The sequence below is a fragment of the Lentilitoribacter sp. EG35 genome (assembly GCF_040784015.1).
Taxonomy (GTDB): Bacteria; Pseudomonadota; Alphaproteobacteria; order Rhizobiales; family Rhizobiaceae; genus Lentilitoribacter.
Genome location: NZ_JBFNGQ010000003.1, coordinates 245,528 through 259,977, shown reverse-complemented (window position 1 = coordinate 259,977; position 14,450 = coordinate 245,528). Strand labels below are relative to the sequence as shown.

Here is a 14,450-nt window from a genome sequence, read left to right as displayed (position 1 = left end):
CTCTTGGCAGATTGAAATCATTAAGTTACTAGTTTTGAATGGTTGAATCGGAAGCTCAAGGGCGCTTGCCCGGGATAAGACCCGTTGCTGTAGTTGATATCGGGTCGAATTCTGTTCGCTTGGTTATATACGAAGGCCTTTTGCGTTCCCCTAATATTCTGTTTAATGAAAAAGCACTGTGCGGACTTGGCAAAGGTGTGGCAACGACCGGTCAGATGGACCCAGAAGGCGTTGAGCGCGCAATTAAGACACTCTATCGATTTAGAAGATTATGCGATCAAGTTGGCGCAGAAGACGTTCACGTTTTAGCAACTGCCGCTGCACGCGACGCAACAAATGGGCCTGCCTTCATCAAAGATGCGGAAGCAGCGCTCAAATGCAAACTTAAAGTCCTGACCGGTGAGGAAGAAGCAAAGTTCGCCTCCCTTGGTGTGATAAGCGGAGTTTATAATCCTGATGGCATCGTAGGCGATCTGGGTGGCGGATCTCTTGAATTGGTCGATATCAATAAGAAGGATCAAAAAGGTATAACACTCCCGCTTGGTGGCTTGCGGTTGCAAGATGAATCTGGTGGGGATTTGGACAAAGCTCGCAAAATTGCAAAATCGCATATATCGAAGGTTGATTTGTTATCAGCCGGAAAGGGACGACAGTTTTATGCCGTAGGCGGAACATGGCGAGCTATCGCGAAGTTGCATATGGAAGCGACAGATTATCCCATGCATATGATGCAAGGCTATGAAATCGGATATTCCGAGATGATGGACTTTCTCGATGATGTTCTCGCTCTTGATGAGTTTGAGAAGGATACGCTCAGAGCTGTTTCCAAAAATCGACGAAACTTGATGCCCTTCGGCGCTTTGACAATGCAAGAAGTTTTAAAGCGAATGAAACCGGAGCGAATTGCTTTTTCAGCGCAGGGCGTTCGCGAAGGATATCTCTACTCTTTGCTTGATAAGAAAAATGCTGACCTAGACCCTTTGTTGGAAGTGTCGCGAGAATTTTCAATCCTCCGTGCTCGCTCTCCCATCCATGCACAAGAACTCGTTGATTTTACTGAAAGTGCATTTCCGGTTTTTGGAATAAAAGAGAACAAAGAGAATTCTCGCTATCGCGCTGCTGCATGTTATCTGGCTGATATTAGCTGGCGTGCGCACCCTGATTACCGCGGGCTTCAGGCACTTAACATCATCTCCAACGGATCATTTGCGAGTGTCTCGCATCCGGGAAGAGTATATATCGCGCTGACGAATTACTACCGATATGAAGGGCTTTCTGATGATGGCGTGTCGCGCAGCCTCATAGATGTTGCGACGCCGGATTTTGTTTTCAGAGCAAAGTTGCTCGGCGCGATCTTGCGTGTTTTGTATCTGTTTTCAGCTTCCGTGCAGGGCGCGATCCCCAAGCTGATGTTCAAACTTGCAGATAAGAAAAGCGATGCAGATATCTATCTGTGTGTTCCAAAGAATATGAGCGACTTTTTGGGCGAGCGCCTTGCCAATCGAATAGCACAATTGGAAAGATTGGTTGATAAAAAAATTGAAATTAAGATCATCTAGCTAAATATGTATTGTTTAGATTATTACTGATATAAATAAATAGCTTAGCTTAATTTTCTAACAAATAGATTCAGATTCATAATGTATCAGATAAAGTGTTGCACGAAAATGTACGTGCCTTTATAAAGGTATAATTATTTGAAAGGCTTATCTGAGTTTTTTAATGTTGTTTCACGTCGGTGGTATCTAAGGACTCCAGCGAAAAATAGGTGCAATCGGTAAATAATCAGTAAATCAAAAACATATTGGCAACAGATGTTTTGATTGTTGTGTTGGTGGAACAAAATGGTAGCAAATTATTGCGCCGCGCCGAGTGAACTGTCTGAACTGTCTGAGCTGTCAAAGCTGATCATAATCTTTGCGTGAATTTTAGCATCGCTGAGTACTGTTAACTTTGGCCTTAAGTCGTTTGGGTGCAAGGCCTATGCAGATGGATATACCAGAAGCGGAACAAGCCATAGAAAAGATTGCTGCATTTGTTGATTTTTAATTTATGATTTATTTATCAACTAGGACGATGAACCAGTCAGTTACTTGATAAGTGGCAGTAAAGTGGTGATACTTTGCGAAAGTTTTTCTCTTGGACAGATTATATGCAGAAATTTCAGACCATAAGATTTATGCAAGTTACAAGCCAAGATTCTACTGGCGAAGCTTTGCCTAAAGGTGTGCGTCGCAGATACGAAATAACACACGGACAAGGTCTTAAAGACACAGTAAAACCCTTCTTGACCTGCGATATAGAAAAGTCCTTCTTGCGTGGCGTAACGCGCTTTCACCATGATGGTTTGAATATCGGTTTCCTTTCAGTCGCCAATCTTCAAGGAACAGCATGGGAACTAGATGATGTGGATAATAAGCGCGTTGGCAATATAAGTGCACGCAATAAAATGAAATCGGGTTGGCAACTGACGACATCCAAAGGACGTAAGTTTGACATCTGTGATCAAACAGGGATAGGCGAAGGTATTTTGCGCTCAGCATTGGGCAGTTGGCCAGATGCTTATTCATGTATTGAAGATGGAACTGAAATCGGTGCAATCCGACGTGAAGAGCGCGGTAGCGGAGCGTGCGATAGGCGTCGTTCAGGAAAGCCAAGCTTCTTGGGTCGGCTTAAGAAATTGATGATCACACATGATTGGGTGTTCACCCATACAGCCAGCATCACACCGCAGGAGGAGCTTCTGCTCATATCTGGCCTGCTGGCTACCATCGAAGTTACCGTCCCCGTTCATCGATCCGGTTAGGTCAATTTTGCGAGTAATAGCCAATTAAACGAAGATATTGTTCCTGGTATTTTCTGACAGTGCACATTTTACTCCCCGTTATAACCCTCAGAGTTTCTCAAATATTGACAACAACCATAACTCTCGTCCATGGCTTAGTTTTAGCTGCGTGACCACGATTCTCTGTGATTTTGGGCAGGAATTTTATTTCAATGAAGGAGTCGCCAATTTGAGCAAGCCAGCGGTGTTCCGTTCTATCAATCAGATGGTTTTGGCAGATGATTGGGGTAAGTTGACCAAGCACGAGTACGACTTGAAACGTCGTAGCGGAGAGTGGCAACGTTTAACCCGTGAAGCCTACGACAGGGGAAATGGCGCAACCTGCCTTCTTTATAATTCAGCGACCGATTGCGTGTTGCTCACACGGCAGTTTCGTCTACCTGCATTTTTGAACGGCGGTATAACCTCACTAATAGAAACCCCTGCGGGGCTGCTAGATGGTGCAGAAGCTGCGGAGCGCATGCGGGCAGAACTGATTGAAGAAACAGGTTATGAAATAGCTACTCTCGAACATATATTCGATCTTTACATGAGCCCTGGTTCAGTCACTGAATATCTTGTGTTTTTTCAAGGGAGCTACTCCGAAAATGAGCGGACCTCTGTCGGAGGAGGGCTCATTGAAGAGGGTGAAGATATCGAAGTGATACATGTTCCGCTCAAAGATGCGATGGACATGATTGAAAGTGGTGAGATCTGCGATGCCAAAACGGTCATACTTTTACAGCGACTAATGATACAGAAAATGACGGCAGCGCTATAAGGATCAATTCCATCTAGTTTGTGATTTAAATGAGAAAGTTTCATCGCCGCCCAAAGTTTAATCTTGGGCGGCTGATTTATATTATGAAAGTGCAAAAGCTTACGCGCTCACCAAATCACAACTCTAATTTTCAGAGATGGTCGCGCCAAGGTATAGAAAAGATGTTAAGTGGGCGCCATTAAACTGACCTATCATTTCAAGGATTTCAGGGTGTTCATCGCGAAATTTGTTTGCAATATCAGAGCTATCATAGAATAGAAATGTCAACTCATCTGGGCGAATTGTCCCTACGGTTTTTGATGGGATGAGTACGCCCTCCGTGTGCCAGACTCCTTTTTTTGAAGATACTTTTGTATTTAATGCAACAAGATCCTTATCCCGCAACGTTCCGTCAGTGTCGCTGTAATAGGAGACTTTGATGATATATTCAGCAGCAACAGTTGGCATTGGTGCATCCATTGTCACCAAATCACCTTCTACTAATACTGGTTGGCGTGAGCCGCTGGTTAGTTTGTCTGTCACGCCAGCTTCAACTAGAGCAGTCAAAACACTTTCATTGCATTGATATAGGCGGAATGTATCGAGTTCAGGCCACGCTAACGGTCCCAGCGCTCCACCAATTTTCCCGGAACGATGAATTTCACATCCCGCACTAGAAAAGACAGAGCTAACTTCGGCATCCCAGCTCGACAGTGTTGCATCCGAAACGGAAGGAATTGAAAGATAAAGTGCTGTTTGAGCCTGCGCTACGCTCGTGGTTAAAAGTGTGACAACGGACAGTAATACTATTTTCATGAGTTTCTCCTGATTAAACGTCGATTTGAAGAGAGCTGCGTCCAAAAACGCTGGAAATTGGCTCATCTGGTGTGACTTTGGCGTTGTAAATCGCATCAATGGCCGCTTTGATATAAGCCATAGGGTGCGCTTTTGTGGGCAGGTCTGGTGCAAAGCCATTAAACCGACCGGTAAACTGAGTGTTATCCCAATGTAGATCAATGCTGGCTATTTCCGCGCCTTCGTGATGAAGCCCTAAATTAACATCACCATTATGTGGGTCTGGTACGTCGGCTTGCTTGAGAGATAAGTTGTATATCATTTTGGCTCCTTTAATTGCTGGAGCTCTTTATTAATCTCGATTAATCATATAGAATAGATACCAATATATTACCAAATCGGAACATATATGTACCAATGAAGCAATGGGACGATATCAAGATATTTTTGGCGCTGGTTGATGCGGGAACAATACGTGGGGCTGCAGATTTGCTGGAACTCACCCACGTTACCGTGACGCGCCGTATTCGCGCATTTGAAAATGAGATTGGCACCATCTTGTTTGAGCGTTTACCTACTGGACATGTTTTAACTGATGCTGGCAGATCAATTTTACCTTTGGCAAAAGCAACCGAAGCGAACGTGTTCGATTTGGAGCGGCGTGTGCAATCCATTGACCGCAAGCTTGATGGTACGGTCACGCTCTCGCTGCCAGAAGCCATCGCGACGATATTGATTGCTCCCGCTTTGCAAGACTTTCGGGAGTTATATCCGCAAATTTCGCTTAAAATTTTACTGTCAAACAAGCTAGTTAACTTAAATACGCATGAAACCGATATAGCGCTGCGCCTGACTAAAAATCCGCCAGATAGCGCGTATGGTAGATGCATAGCTAAAAGCCCGCTTTGTGTGTATGCGGCGTCTTCATACCTTGCTGTTCGTCCTTCGCCCGATACTTGGGTCGGTTTTGATTATGATCCTGCGCATCAACTTGCGGGAGATGTGGATGTCTCGATCCAAGCAAATGGACTTTTGGCCATGGCCGAGCTATTAGCCGCCGGATTGGGTGTTGGTGTATTGCCTTGTTTTGTGGGAGATAATCATGCGGGTTTGCAAAGAATTGACTCCACGAAACCAAAACCAGATTTAGATCTTTGGCTGCTAGTTCATAAAGACCTCCGCACCGTACCAAGAGTAAGAGCAGTAGCCGATTTTATCGCAGAACGCCTAATTCGCATTAGACCTTCTATTGAGGGAACTGAATAAAACTCTTCGCTAGAGTGATCTCATGTGGAAGTACGCGCTAGAGATTGGATTTTCCACAAGGCAAAATCAATTGTGATTGATCATATCCTTTCAGGTGTTTACTTATTTGCCATGCAAGCGAAAAAATGAGAGATAATGACGTTGGCTTGGCCGTCAACCTGGAAGATGTTGGCACTTATGCAAGATTGCATCGGCCCTCTTGAGGATAAGATAATTTTGACCTCCATGTGGGATGAGGGAGACGTAACTTGGAAAATTTGGAGTTAAGTTCCTTCGGTGGTGCTTTTAACAAAAAGAAGGTTTTGATAACCGGTCATACAGGCTTCAAGGGGGCGTGGCTGACCACTTGGCTGTTGCATTTAGGTGCAAATGTAATCGGTTATTCGAAGGATATTCCTACAAACCCGTCTATGTTTGAAACATTAGGTTTGGAACAGAAAATTGCCCATGTGATTGGTGATATATGTGATCTAACATCCATGCGAAAAATTATCGTGGAAGAGAAACCTGATTATGTTTTCCATCTCGCCGCACAATCTATTGTGTCGGTTTCATATGCTGATCCTATCGACACGATCACCACAAATATTGTTGGGACGGCTAATCTATTAGAAGCGTTAAGAGACCTGGATCATCGGTGTATTGCAATGTTTATTACCAGTGATAAATGCTATGATAATAAGGAATGGATTTGGGGATATCGCGAGATTGAGCCCATGGGTGGCAAGGACATATATTCCGGTTCCAAGGGTGCGGCAGAACTCATCATCAAATCGTATCTGGCATCATTTTTTCAAGCAGGGCAAAATGACAATATCCGGTTGGGAGTTGGTCGCGCAGGAAATGTAATAGGTGGTGGAGACTGGGCTAAGGATCGCATTGTCGTTGATATGATTAAATCTTGGGCTGACGGAAAGCCGGTTGAGATTCGTAGCCCAAATGCCATCCGCCCTTGGCAGCATGTACTTGAATCTCTGAGCGGTTATCTGCATCTTGCGGCTGAATTAGGTCGTCGGGCTGACTTGCATGGAGAGCCATTTAACTTTGGTCCAAAAGATGTGGAGAACCGCACAGTATTGCAGTTGCTAAAAGATTTTGCTCAACACTGGGGGTTTAAAGATCACGCTGATGCATTCACAATTGCAGAAAATCGACTTTTTAATGAAGCGACACTTCTAAAACTCAATTGTGAAAAGGCAATGCATCATTTGAATTGGGAAGCAAATTTGGATTATTCTGAGGCCGTGAAGTTTATAGCGGATTGGTACCAAAAGGATCTAAATGGCAGCGTGGACATGTATGATCTAACCGTCCAGCAAATTCACCAGTATGAAAAATTGGCCCAAGCCAAGGGCCTAAGCTGGGTTTAGGGTGCTCTTTGAAAGGTTGTGTAGCCCACCCATAAATGGGTTTAGGTTACTACGGTTGGTGTTGTCAGTTTTTCGACGAACCCGTCAATCTGATCGGAAAATTGGTCTTTGGTAATCTGACTTTGTGGTAAATCAAGAACACCTTCCAGTGGGATTGGCAATAAACTCGACACAAAATCTACTGCTTTTTGAGCTGGTGAATGGCTACCATGGGTTAAGAACAGAGCAACTCGTTTTGGCAGATCCGGTTTTTGTGACAAAAATGAACGTAATGGTAAAGCGGCGTAACTTGTCCAGATCGGCGCACCCAAAATCACCAAATCATAATTCTTCCACGAAAGATCAGGAACCTCGATTGGGGGGAGGTTTCCTTTAACGCTGTCGTATCCGGCAATCAGATAACCAAGCCAGTTTGAACGATAATGTGAACACTTTATTTCTGCAATCTGCGCATCAAGCGCAAGTCCCAGTGTTCTTGCAACCTTGGCAGTCGTGCCAGTGCGTGAATAATAGAGTATTAGTGTTTTCATTTCATCCACCTCTAAGTTCATTTTCGACTCCAATTAAAAGCTTATCTCGTAGTATTTCTCATTAGAGCATCTGATTAATGTTTATACTAAGGGGATTCTAGAAGGGATTTGAATAACTGGTATTGATATGTATCAATTCTCGCTCGTTGGGCCTTTAAAGCATTGATATCAAAACCAATTAGTACCGGCGAAGAGCCGATACCAATTGATTTTCTTTTGCTTCGACCCGCTTTGCAAAAGCTTCAAGAATTTCAATAGCAGCCTCCACGCGACGTGGCGTAAATCTGCGGTCTGGCCGAACAATATAGATTGATGGTTCGGTATACCAAAAACTATCCAAAATTGGCGTTAGCCTACTCAGCGACAGCGCATTTTCAAAACCGCCAACGGCCATGTAGGCAACCCCTAATCCGCGCGAGCAGGCATCAAGGATGGCTGTTCCAGAATTTAACCTTAATCGGCCAGATACCGCTACATCCAGAGGTTTCGTATTTTCTGAAAACCGCCATGAATTGGAATGTGTCAGTATGCACTGATGCCTCTTCAATTCACTTGGGTGCGCAGGTACGCCGTATTTGGACAAGTATTCGGGCGATGCGGCCGCAACCTTTGTTCTTGATGAAAGCAGCCTTGCTATTAAGCCACTGCTTTGCATAGGGCCTGCGCGGATCGCAATATCATACCCTTCACTTAGTATATCGACCTGACGTGGATTGAAATCTATTTCAATTTCTATATTGGGATGTTGGGTGGCCAGCTCATTCACTGCGGGGCTGACGACATGATCTGCAAATGAACCCGAAAGCGAAGCAATCCGTAAGCGACCCTCCAAATTACGTTGTGCACTGGAAACCTCGGAAAAAGCTGCTTCCAGATCATCAGCGATTTTCTCAGAGCTTTTACGTAATAGTTTCCCAGGTGCAGTCAGGTGGATAGAACGGGTATTTCTCTGCAGCAGCTTAGTATCTAATCGTTCCTCCAGACGAGCGACTTGTCGACTAACATGGGCTACCGAGACACCTAGAACATTCGCTGCTTGCGTGAATGATCCTGAACGTACAACGGCAAGAAATTCGGTTAGTCCATCAGAGTTCATTATTACTATCCAGTAATAGTCATTTGCAAAAACAACGGATAGTGTATCCATGCAGAAAAAGCAATATTGTCATCATAGAAATTCTACGGAGAAAAACTGATGACTGTAACACTCTTCGACCCCATTCAATTGGGCGATTATCACCTTAAAAACCGTATATTCATGGCCCCGATGACACGTGCGCGCACTGGGCCGGAAGGCATTCCAAATGAACTTGTTGCGACATACTACGCTCAAAGGGCGAGCGCTGGCTTAATCATTACGGAGGCAACGGCTGTTCACCCGAGAGGTCATGGTTGGCCGGGTGCACCAGGTATATACACAGATCAGCAACAGGAAGGATGGGCTAAAGTTTCTAAGGCTGTTCATGCAAAAGGTGGGCGAATTTTTATGCAAATCTGGCATATGGGCCGCGCTGTGTTACGCGAAAGTATTCAGGGGCAACAAGCACTTGCACCCTCAGCAATCCCGGCAGAGGGTATGCTTCCCAATAGTGAAGGTGTTCCGACTGCCTTTGAAATCCCTGAAGTTATGTCCATATCTCAGATTAAAGAAGCCGTCTCCGCATTCGCCGATGCCGCCCGCCGTGCGGTTGACGCTGGGTTAGATGGGGTGGAAATACATGCCGCAAATAATTTCCTGATAGATGCATTTTTGCGTGATGGTACCAACCAACGTGACGATGAATATGGTGGTTCTATTGAAAATCGTTGCAAGTTCTTACTGGAAGTTGTTGACGCTATCATTGCCAAAATTGGTGCGGGAAAAGTGGGCATACGGTTCTCGCCCACCAATGCAATGTTTGGGATCAAAGATACCAATCCTGAAGCATTATTTACCCATGCAGCAAGGCAATTGACAAAGCGTAACTTGGCTTATCTACATGTTCTTGAACCAGCACTGGATAGCGGTAACTCAATGGTCGCCGGTCTTCCGCCTGTCGCGCCTGCTCTGCGAGAATCTTATGATGGATTAATGATCTTAAACGGTTCGCTCAACCAGGAAACAGGACAGGATGTATTATCTTCCAATGCAGCGGATGCCGTGGCATTCGGCACCCCGTACATTTCAAATCCCGATCTTGTTGAACGGTATAAGAACCTAATAGCTTTGACGGAGCCGAACCCTGAAACGTTCTATGGCGGTGGAGCGGAAGGCTATACCGATTACGCTGCTAAAGAGGTTGAGAACGCATAAAGAGAAATGATATAACTGCGCCTGAGAAAGTATGGCGCAGTTTTATAAGCTATATTGAATGCTGCTTTAACTCGTCATCATGGAGTGAGTCTTTGGTCGGGTGTTGAATAACGTGATATTTTACGGCTATCGAAGTGGGAATAACGACTGATTTAGTTATAAAACGCCTCTTTGAGGGGCTGTTTCTCCCTCGGCCAACCGACTATCAAGCAGTTCTCCACAATTAGCTAAAACTGGATATGCAAAAGTCACAAAACGTGAATTTATTTCTTTCAAAATTCGAATTGTTTCCAGATGAATATCACTTGTAGTGATACTGTCTCGTGCGCCACTACTTAACCTGTTCAGATGTTTGTCATGGCTTTGTTTTTCCAAATTACGCACAATTTCTTTTTCTCTGATTAGTTGCCTTGCAGATTCCAGGTCATCAGAAATAAGGACATTCAGTGCCAGTTGAATATTGGTACTTACTCGATTGTGAAGGCTGGTCAGTTCATTCCATCCTTCCTCGGAAAAGCTTAGTTCCTTATCATGAATGGAAGATGCTACTTTCAACATATCTCTGGATATCAGATCACCAACATGCTCCAGGCTAATGGTTATATTGATAAGCTCCATACCTCTTTGAGCCTGCTCGGCTGTAAGTTCACGCTGATTGAGTTCTGCGATGAATAATTTGATGTCCGTATGATGCAGATTGATTTCCTCATCCATCTTGCGGATGCGTTCCGCTTCAGCAGGATTACGCACAACAAAAAAATCCATGACGGGAGCAAACATCACTTCAATTTGCTCACTCATTCGCAGCAGTTCGCGGGTAGCACAGGCTAATGCCAGACTTGGATTGTCCAGCGTATCGCGTTTAAGGGCGCTTGCTGGTTTGAAATCGGTAGCGACAGGTCCGTTTTCCCCAATTAGCTGTTTGCTTAACTTAGCAAGTGGAACAATCAATGGCAGAAATGCCAAAACGAGGCCGGCATTAAAAATAAAATGAAAATTGACCAACTGGCGCTCGGCATTAACACCTAGAACGTCATAGGGCAGGGAGTAAAATTGCAGGGCGATGAGGACGATGATTGCCCCTGTTGCCCGTACAATCAGATTGCCAATAGTGATACGTCGCGCCTTAATGTGGGAATTACGGGTCAACCAAACCGCAATCAATCCTCCACCCACATTGGCACCTAATACTAACGATATTCCGGCTGCAACTGGCAAAACACCTAAGGCACAAAATGTAGCAAATAGTAGGATTGCCGCAACGCTGGAGTGAAAAATAAATGTCAGCAATGCGCCGCCAAGGAAGGCCGTGAATGCATCTTCACCCAAATACTGTACGACTGCTGGCAGAAAGGCGCTTTCCCTCATTGGTGTTGTAGCTTCTCCAATCATTTTTAGTGATAAGAGAATGAAGGCGATACCGATTAAGATACGGCCAATCTGCTTAACTGTTCTCTTTTCAAATTTGAGAAACAATATCCCACCAATTGCCAGAAAAACAGGAATGAGTGCCGTAAGGTTAAGGCTTAGGAATTGAACCACTATAGCAGTCCCGAAATCTGCGCCAAGAACAACAGCTAAAGATCCCGTTACACCCATAACGCCGGTTGCAGCGAATCCGGAAACGAGTAGAGCAACAGCTGTAGAACTTTGAAGCAACACAGCACCGGATACACCTGCAAAAACATTGAGAATGACACCGCGCCTGCTTCGCATAAAGATGTTTTTTAACGAGGACCCCATAGCTCGTTCTACCCCTGTACGAACCATGCGCGTAGAGTAAAGCAGCAACATCACCGCCGCTGTTAACTGTAGAACGAATATATATAGTTGCATCTTTTCTCCCGTTGCAGGCTACAGATCAGACATATCTAGTTTATGTATTTGTCCTCATTAAGGAACATAAACTGAATGATCTGGCATTACAGAAATTTACAATCCAAAACTGTAGGGTCCATCGAAGGTTCCTAGCGGCACAAACTCGGACCTGAACCTATATCCCATGCCGCCACAGATGTCATCATTGGAGCAAGTATGAAGTAATACTCCACCTGGTTCCATTGTAAAATCAGACGGTCCGTTTTTCCTATGATCTAATGCTACTGCATGAGCGGGGGAGGGAGCTATGATGGCCGGGCAACGGTCGTCAAAACTCGTGATGTGGCGATGGACATGTCCGCAAACAATCTGTTTGGCACCTTTGTGATTGTTCAATATGTCCAACAATTCCTCAGAGTTTCGTAAGCGTTGGCAATCCATATGCTCAATGCCTGTATCAAAAGGAGGGTGGTGCAGAGCAACCATAATTGGTTCGTTGTTTATGCCAGCCAGTTTCTGCTTTAGCCACGCAAGGGTTTCCTTGGTTAGAAAACCGTGTGGTTTGCTCGTGACCAAACTGTCGAGCGCCAGTACATGAACTGGCCCGATTATCCTATGCGTATTTAATGGCCCCGATTGATTTTCAAACTGAAAGGCCCCTCGCATTGCCTCGCGGTCATCGTGATTGCCGGGCATCACGACAGTAGGAAACTTTAATGGTTCGATAAGGCGTTGAAATCGCTCGTATTCTTCCGGTGTTCCAAAATCTGTCAAGTCACCACTGATAACCAACCCATCAATTGGGCCCATATTTTCGAGGCGTTCATTGATCGCCCGAACAGCTTGTTCGAGATATTTAGCCGTGTCGACAACACCATAAGCCAGTGTGCCTTCCCGAACAATATGTGTGTCAGATAATTGAATGATCTTCGTGATTTTTGTCATATGCTATTGATCTTCCAGAACAAGAATATCTTCAGTCTTGATCGACAACCCAAATGTCTGCCCGATCTCACACTGTGTCGATGGATCTGTAACGACACTGATTAACTTGTCGCTAACACCGGACAGCACAACCTTTTGCGAACTTCCCAAGAACGTTTTTGAAACAACCGTTCCCTCAAGTCCGTTGCCTTTAGTTTCGGTTAACTTGATAGCTTCCTGCCGTACATACACGGTTGTCGGGCCTTGTGACGATCCAGTCTTTGGTAATGTCAGTGTGCCCGTCTGTAATGATAATTTATCGTTGCTTGCCACGCCGGATAACTCATTAGCAGCCCCAACAAAACGAGCAACAAATGCACTCGATGGCTTGGAATAAAGGCTTCTAGGGTCATCAATTTGCAACATTTTACCAGAGCGCATAACCGCCACACGGTCAGCAATTGCCATGGCTTCAGATTGGTCATGAGTGACGAAAACCGTCGTAATTGACAGTTTTCGAAGAAGAAGAGCCAGCTCGTCACGCAATTGATCTCTTAATCCTGCATCAAGCGCCGATAATGGCTCATCAAGCAGCAATATCTTGGGTTGCGGGGCAACAGCCCTTGCAACGGCTACACGCTGCCTTTGTCCACCGGAAAGCGCTTTAATGTTGCGATTACCCAAACCCTCCAACTGACAGAGCTCTATGACTTCATCAACGCGTTTACTGATTTTAGCGCGATCGATACCTTTGATTTTAAGGCCATAACCGATGTTATCTCGTACGGTCATATTCGGGAAAAGCGCATAGGATTGAAAAACCATGCCAACAGAACGTTTTTCGATTGCTACCGTTGAGACATCGGTATCATCAAACATAATGCGACCGCCTGCATCGGGCATCTCTAAGCCCGCAATGATGCGCAACATTGTGGTCTTGCCACACCCCGATGGGCCAAGCAATGCCAGTATCTCACCGGGGGATACATCAATATTTGTCGGCAATAACGCACGTGTTCCATCTGGGAATGTTTTGGAACAGTTTTCTAAGTGAATTTTTGTACCGCTCATCGTATATCTCCTATAGCTTGCGCGCGCGCTGATGCCCATTGCAGAGCAATCAGAAGCGGCACGATCATGACGAAAAACACCAATGTGTAGGCAGACGCTATCTCAAGTCGCATAGACGCGTAGCTATCAGCTAGACCCACAGGTAGTGTTTTTGTTAAAGGGGTGTGTAACATCCATGTCAGGTTAAATTCACCGATCGACAATGTAACGACCGTCAATGAACCAGCCAATATTCCCGGCATGGCATTAGGGATCGCAATATCGCGAAACCGTTGCCACGGCGTAGCCCCAAGGGAACTGGCGCCTTCTTCAAGTGTTTTTAGATCAATGGCTGCAAAAACGGCCAGAACAGAACGGATCATAAAGGGTAGTGTATAAAGAACATGGCCTGATAGAATGAACCAGGAAGAAATTCGAAATCCTTTCATGCTGCCATACAACTGCAATAAAGCCAAAGCCAGAGCGAGGCCAGGAATTGATAAAGGCAGAGAGACAAATTCCTCTAATATGCGGGAACTTCGCGACCCCATTCGATTAAGAGCGTAAGCTGCTGGTATACCAATAATGAGCGTACTAATCAGACAGGCAATTGCCAGCAAGATTGAGCGTACTATACTATCAGAATAAAGCCCCCACACTTCAATAATCCATTTTGTTGTCACGCCGCTGGAGATGCCTTGGAAATAATTGACGGTGAAGCCCGCCATTATTGACATTATTGCGGGTACAAGCAGGAATGCGCAGGCCAGCAAAGTTACTGTCAGTTGAAAGATGAAGCTTGATGATCTTTTTTTCATGA

General features: G+C 45.0%; 14 protein-coding genes. 6 read left to right on the top strand and 8 right to left on the bottom strand.

The features are described from left to right. Positions 1 to 38: 38 nt before the first annotated feature. The 3 genes from ppx to AB2J24_RS07595 all read left to right on the top strand — a co-directional run bounded on the left by ppx (position 39) and on the right by AB2J24_RS07595 (position 3,605). A complete protein-coding gene (gene ppx / locus AB2J24_RS07605) occupies positions 39 to 1,559 on the top strand; it encodes an exopolyphosphatase (RefSeq protein WP_367385035.1) in 1,521 nt (506 codons plus the stop codon). 593 nt (positions 1,560 to 2,152) lie between these two features. Beyond that, positions 2,153 to 2,806: a hypothetical protein gene (locus AB2J24_RS07600; protein WP_367385034.1), complete on the top strand. Its 654-nt coding sequence runs from the start codon at positions 2,153 to 2,155 to the stop codon at positions 2,804 to 2,806. A 244-nt stretch (positions 2,807 to 3,050) separates the two neighbouring features. Then, positions 3,051 to 3,605 (top strand): NUDIX domain-containing protein, encoded by a 555-nt coding sequence (locus AB2J24_RS07595; RefSeq protein WP_367385172.1) that lies wholly within the window; start codon positions 3,051 to 3,053, stop codon positions 3,603 to 3,605. A 123-nt stretch (positions 3,606 to 3,728) separates the two neighbouring features. On the opposite strand, the gene AB2J24_RS07590 is transcribed toward AB2J24_RS07595, so the two are convergent. Continuing rightward, the gene (locus AB2J24_RS07590) at positions 3,729 to 4,400 is read right to left on the bottom strand and encodes a hypothetical protein (RefSeq protein ID WP_367385033.1); all 672 of its coding nucleotides are present in this window, start codon (positions 4,398 to 4,400) and stop codon (positions 3,729 to 3,731) included. A gap of 13 nt (positions 4,401 to 4,413) precedes the next feature. Next, on the bottom strand, positions 4,414 to 4,701 hold the full coding sequence (locus AB2J24_RS07585) for a hypothetical protein (protein ID WP_367385032.1): 288 nt from the start codon (positions 4,699 to 4,701) through the stop codon (positions 4,414 to 4,416). A 95-nt stretch (positions 4,702 to 4,796) separates the two neighbouring features. On the opposite strand from AB2J24_RS07585, the gene AB2J24_RS07580 reads away from it, so the two are divergent. Both AB2J24_RS07580 and rfbG read left to right on the top strand, forming a co-directional pair. Then, positions 4,797 to 5,645, top strand: coding sequence for a LysR family transcriptional regulator (locus AB2J24_RS07580; protein WP_367385031.1), 849 nt, complete (start codon positions 4,797 to 4,799; stop codon positions 5,643 to 5,645). A gap of 248 nt (positions 5,646 to 5,893) precedes the next feature. After that, on the top strand, positions 5,894 to 7,015 hold the full coding sequence (rfbG, locus tag AB2J24_RS07575; protein WP_367385030.1) for a CDP-glucose 4,6-dehydratase: 1,122 nt from the start codon (positions 5,894 to 5,896) through the stop codon (positions 7,013 to 7,015). Between the two features lie 41 nt (positions 7,016 to 7,056). Here rfbG and AB2J24_RS07570 read toward each other — a convergent pair whose 3' ends face one another. After that, positions 7,057 to 7,566, bottom strand: a complete 510-nt coding sequence (locus tag AB2J24_RS07570; protein ID WP_367385029.1) for a flavodoxin family protein — start codon at positions 7,564 to 7,566, stop codon at positions 7,057 to 7,059. Between the two features lie 157 nt (positions 7,567 to 7,723). Then, positions 7,724 to 8,641: a LysR family transcriptional regulator gene (locus AB2J24_RS07565; protein WP_367385028.1), complete on the bottom strand. Its 918-nt coding sequence runs from the start codon at positions 8,639 to 8,641 to the stop codon at positions 7,724 to 7,726. Positions 8,642 to 8,740: 99 nt separating this feature from the next. Between AB2J24_RS07565 and AB2J24_RS07560 the strand changes: the two genes are divergently transcribed. Next, positions 8,741 to 9,838 carry an alkene reductase gene (locus AB2J24_RS07560; protein ID WP_367385027.1) on the top strand — a complete coding sequence of 366 codons (1,098 nt, stop codon included), beginning with the start codon at positions 8,741 to 8,743 and terminating at the stop codon, positions 9,836 to 9,838. Positions 9,839 to 9,994: 156 nt separating this feature from the next. Here AB2J24_RS07560 and AB2J24_RS07555 read toward each other — a convergent pair whose 3' ends face one another. The 4 genes from AB2J24_RS07555 to AB2J24_RS07540 form a co-directional block, all read right to left on the bottom strand. Further along, entirely contained in the window at positions 9,995 to 11,674 is a 1,680-nt protein-coding gene (locus AB2J24_RS07555) for a Na/Pi cotransporter family protein (protein WP_162651717.1), read from the bottom strand. A 96-nt stretch (positions 11,675 to 11,770) separates the two neighbouring features. Beyond that, positions 11,771 to 12,601, bottom strand: coding sequence for a phosphodiesterase (locus tag AB2J24_RS07550; protein WP_367385026.1), 831 nt, complete (start codon positions 12,599 to 12,601; stop codon positions 11,771 to 11,773). Positions 12,602 to 12,604: 3 nt separating this feature from the next. Beyond that, a complete protein-coding gene (locus tag AB2J24_RS07545; protein ID WP_367385025.1) occupies positions 12,605 to 13,651 on the bottom strand; it encodes an ABC transporter ATP-binding protein in 1,047 nt (348 codons plus the stop codon). Continuing rightward, positions 13,648 to 14,448, bottom strand: a complete 801-nt coding sequence (locus AB2J24_RS07540; RefSeq protein WP_367385024.1) for an ABC transporter permease — start codon at positions 14,446 to 14,448, stop codon at positions 13,648 to 13,650. Before AB2J24_RS07540 ends, AB2J24_RS07545 begins: the two co-directional genes overlap by 4 nt. Positions 14,449 to 14,450 lie beyond the last annotated feature (2 nt).

What these genes read in the sequence shown, in the direction of transcription:
- ppx (WP_367385035.1), top strand. Translation starts at nt 39, where the DNA reads ATGGTTGAATCGGAAGCTCAAGGGCGCTTGCCCGGGATAAGACCCGTT.
- AB2J24_RS07600 (WP_367385034.1), top strand. Translation starts at nt 2,153, where the DNA reads ATGCAGAAATTTCAGACCATAAGATTTATGCAAGTTACAAGCCAAGAT.
- AB2J24_RS07595 (WP_367385172.1), top strand. Translation starts at nt 3,051, where the DNA reads ATGGTTTTGGCAGATGATTGGGGTAAGTTGACCAAGCACGAGTACGAC.
- AB2J24_RS07590 (WP_367385033.1), bottom strand. Translation starts at nt 4,400, where the DNA reads ATGAAAATAGTATTACTGTCCGTTGTCACACTTTTAACCACGAGCGTA.
- AB2J24_RS07585 (WP_367385032.1), bottom strand. Translation starts at nt 4,701, where the DNA reads ATGATATACAACTTATCTCTCAAGCAAGCCGACGTACCAGACCCACAT.
- AB2J24_RS07580 (WP_367385031.1), top strand. Translation starts at nt 4,797, where the DNA reads ATGAAGCAATGGGACGATATCAAGATATTTTTGGCGCTGGTTGATGCG.
- AB2J24_RS07570 (WP_367385029.1), bottom strand. Translation starts at nt 7,566, where the DNA reads ATGAACTTAGAGGTGGATGAAATGAAAACACTAATACTCTATTATTCA.
- AB2J24_RS07565 (WP_367385028.1), bottom strand. Translation starts at nt 8,641, where the DNA reads ATGAACTCTGATGGACTAACCGAATTTCTTGCCGTTGTACGTTCAGGA.
- AB2J24_RS07560 (WP_367385027.1), top strand. Translation starts at nt 8,741, where the DNA reads ATGACTGTAACACTCTTCGACCCCATTCAATTGGGCGATTATCACCTT.
- AB2J24_RS07555 (WP_162651717.1), bottom strand. Translation starts at nt 11,674, where the DNA reads ATGCAACTATATATATTCGTTCTACAGTTAACAGCGGCGGTGATGTTG.
- AB2J24_RS07550 (WP_367385026.1), bottom strand. Translation starts at nt 12,601, where the DNA reads ATGACAAAAATCACGAAGATCATTCAATTATCTGACACACATATTGTT.
- AB2J24_RS07545 (WP_367385025.1), bottom strand. Translation starts at nt 13,651, where the DNA reads ATGAGCGGTACAAAAATTCACTTAGAAAACTGTTCCAAAACATTCCCA.
- AB2J24_RS07540 (WP_367385024.1), bottom strand. Translation starts at nt 14,448, where the DNA reads ATGAAAAAAAGATCATCAAGCTTCATCTTTCAACTGACAGTAACTTTG.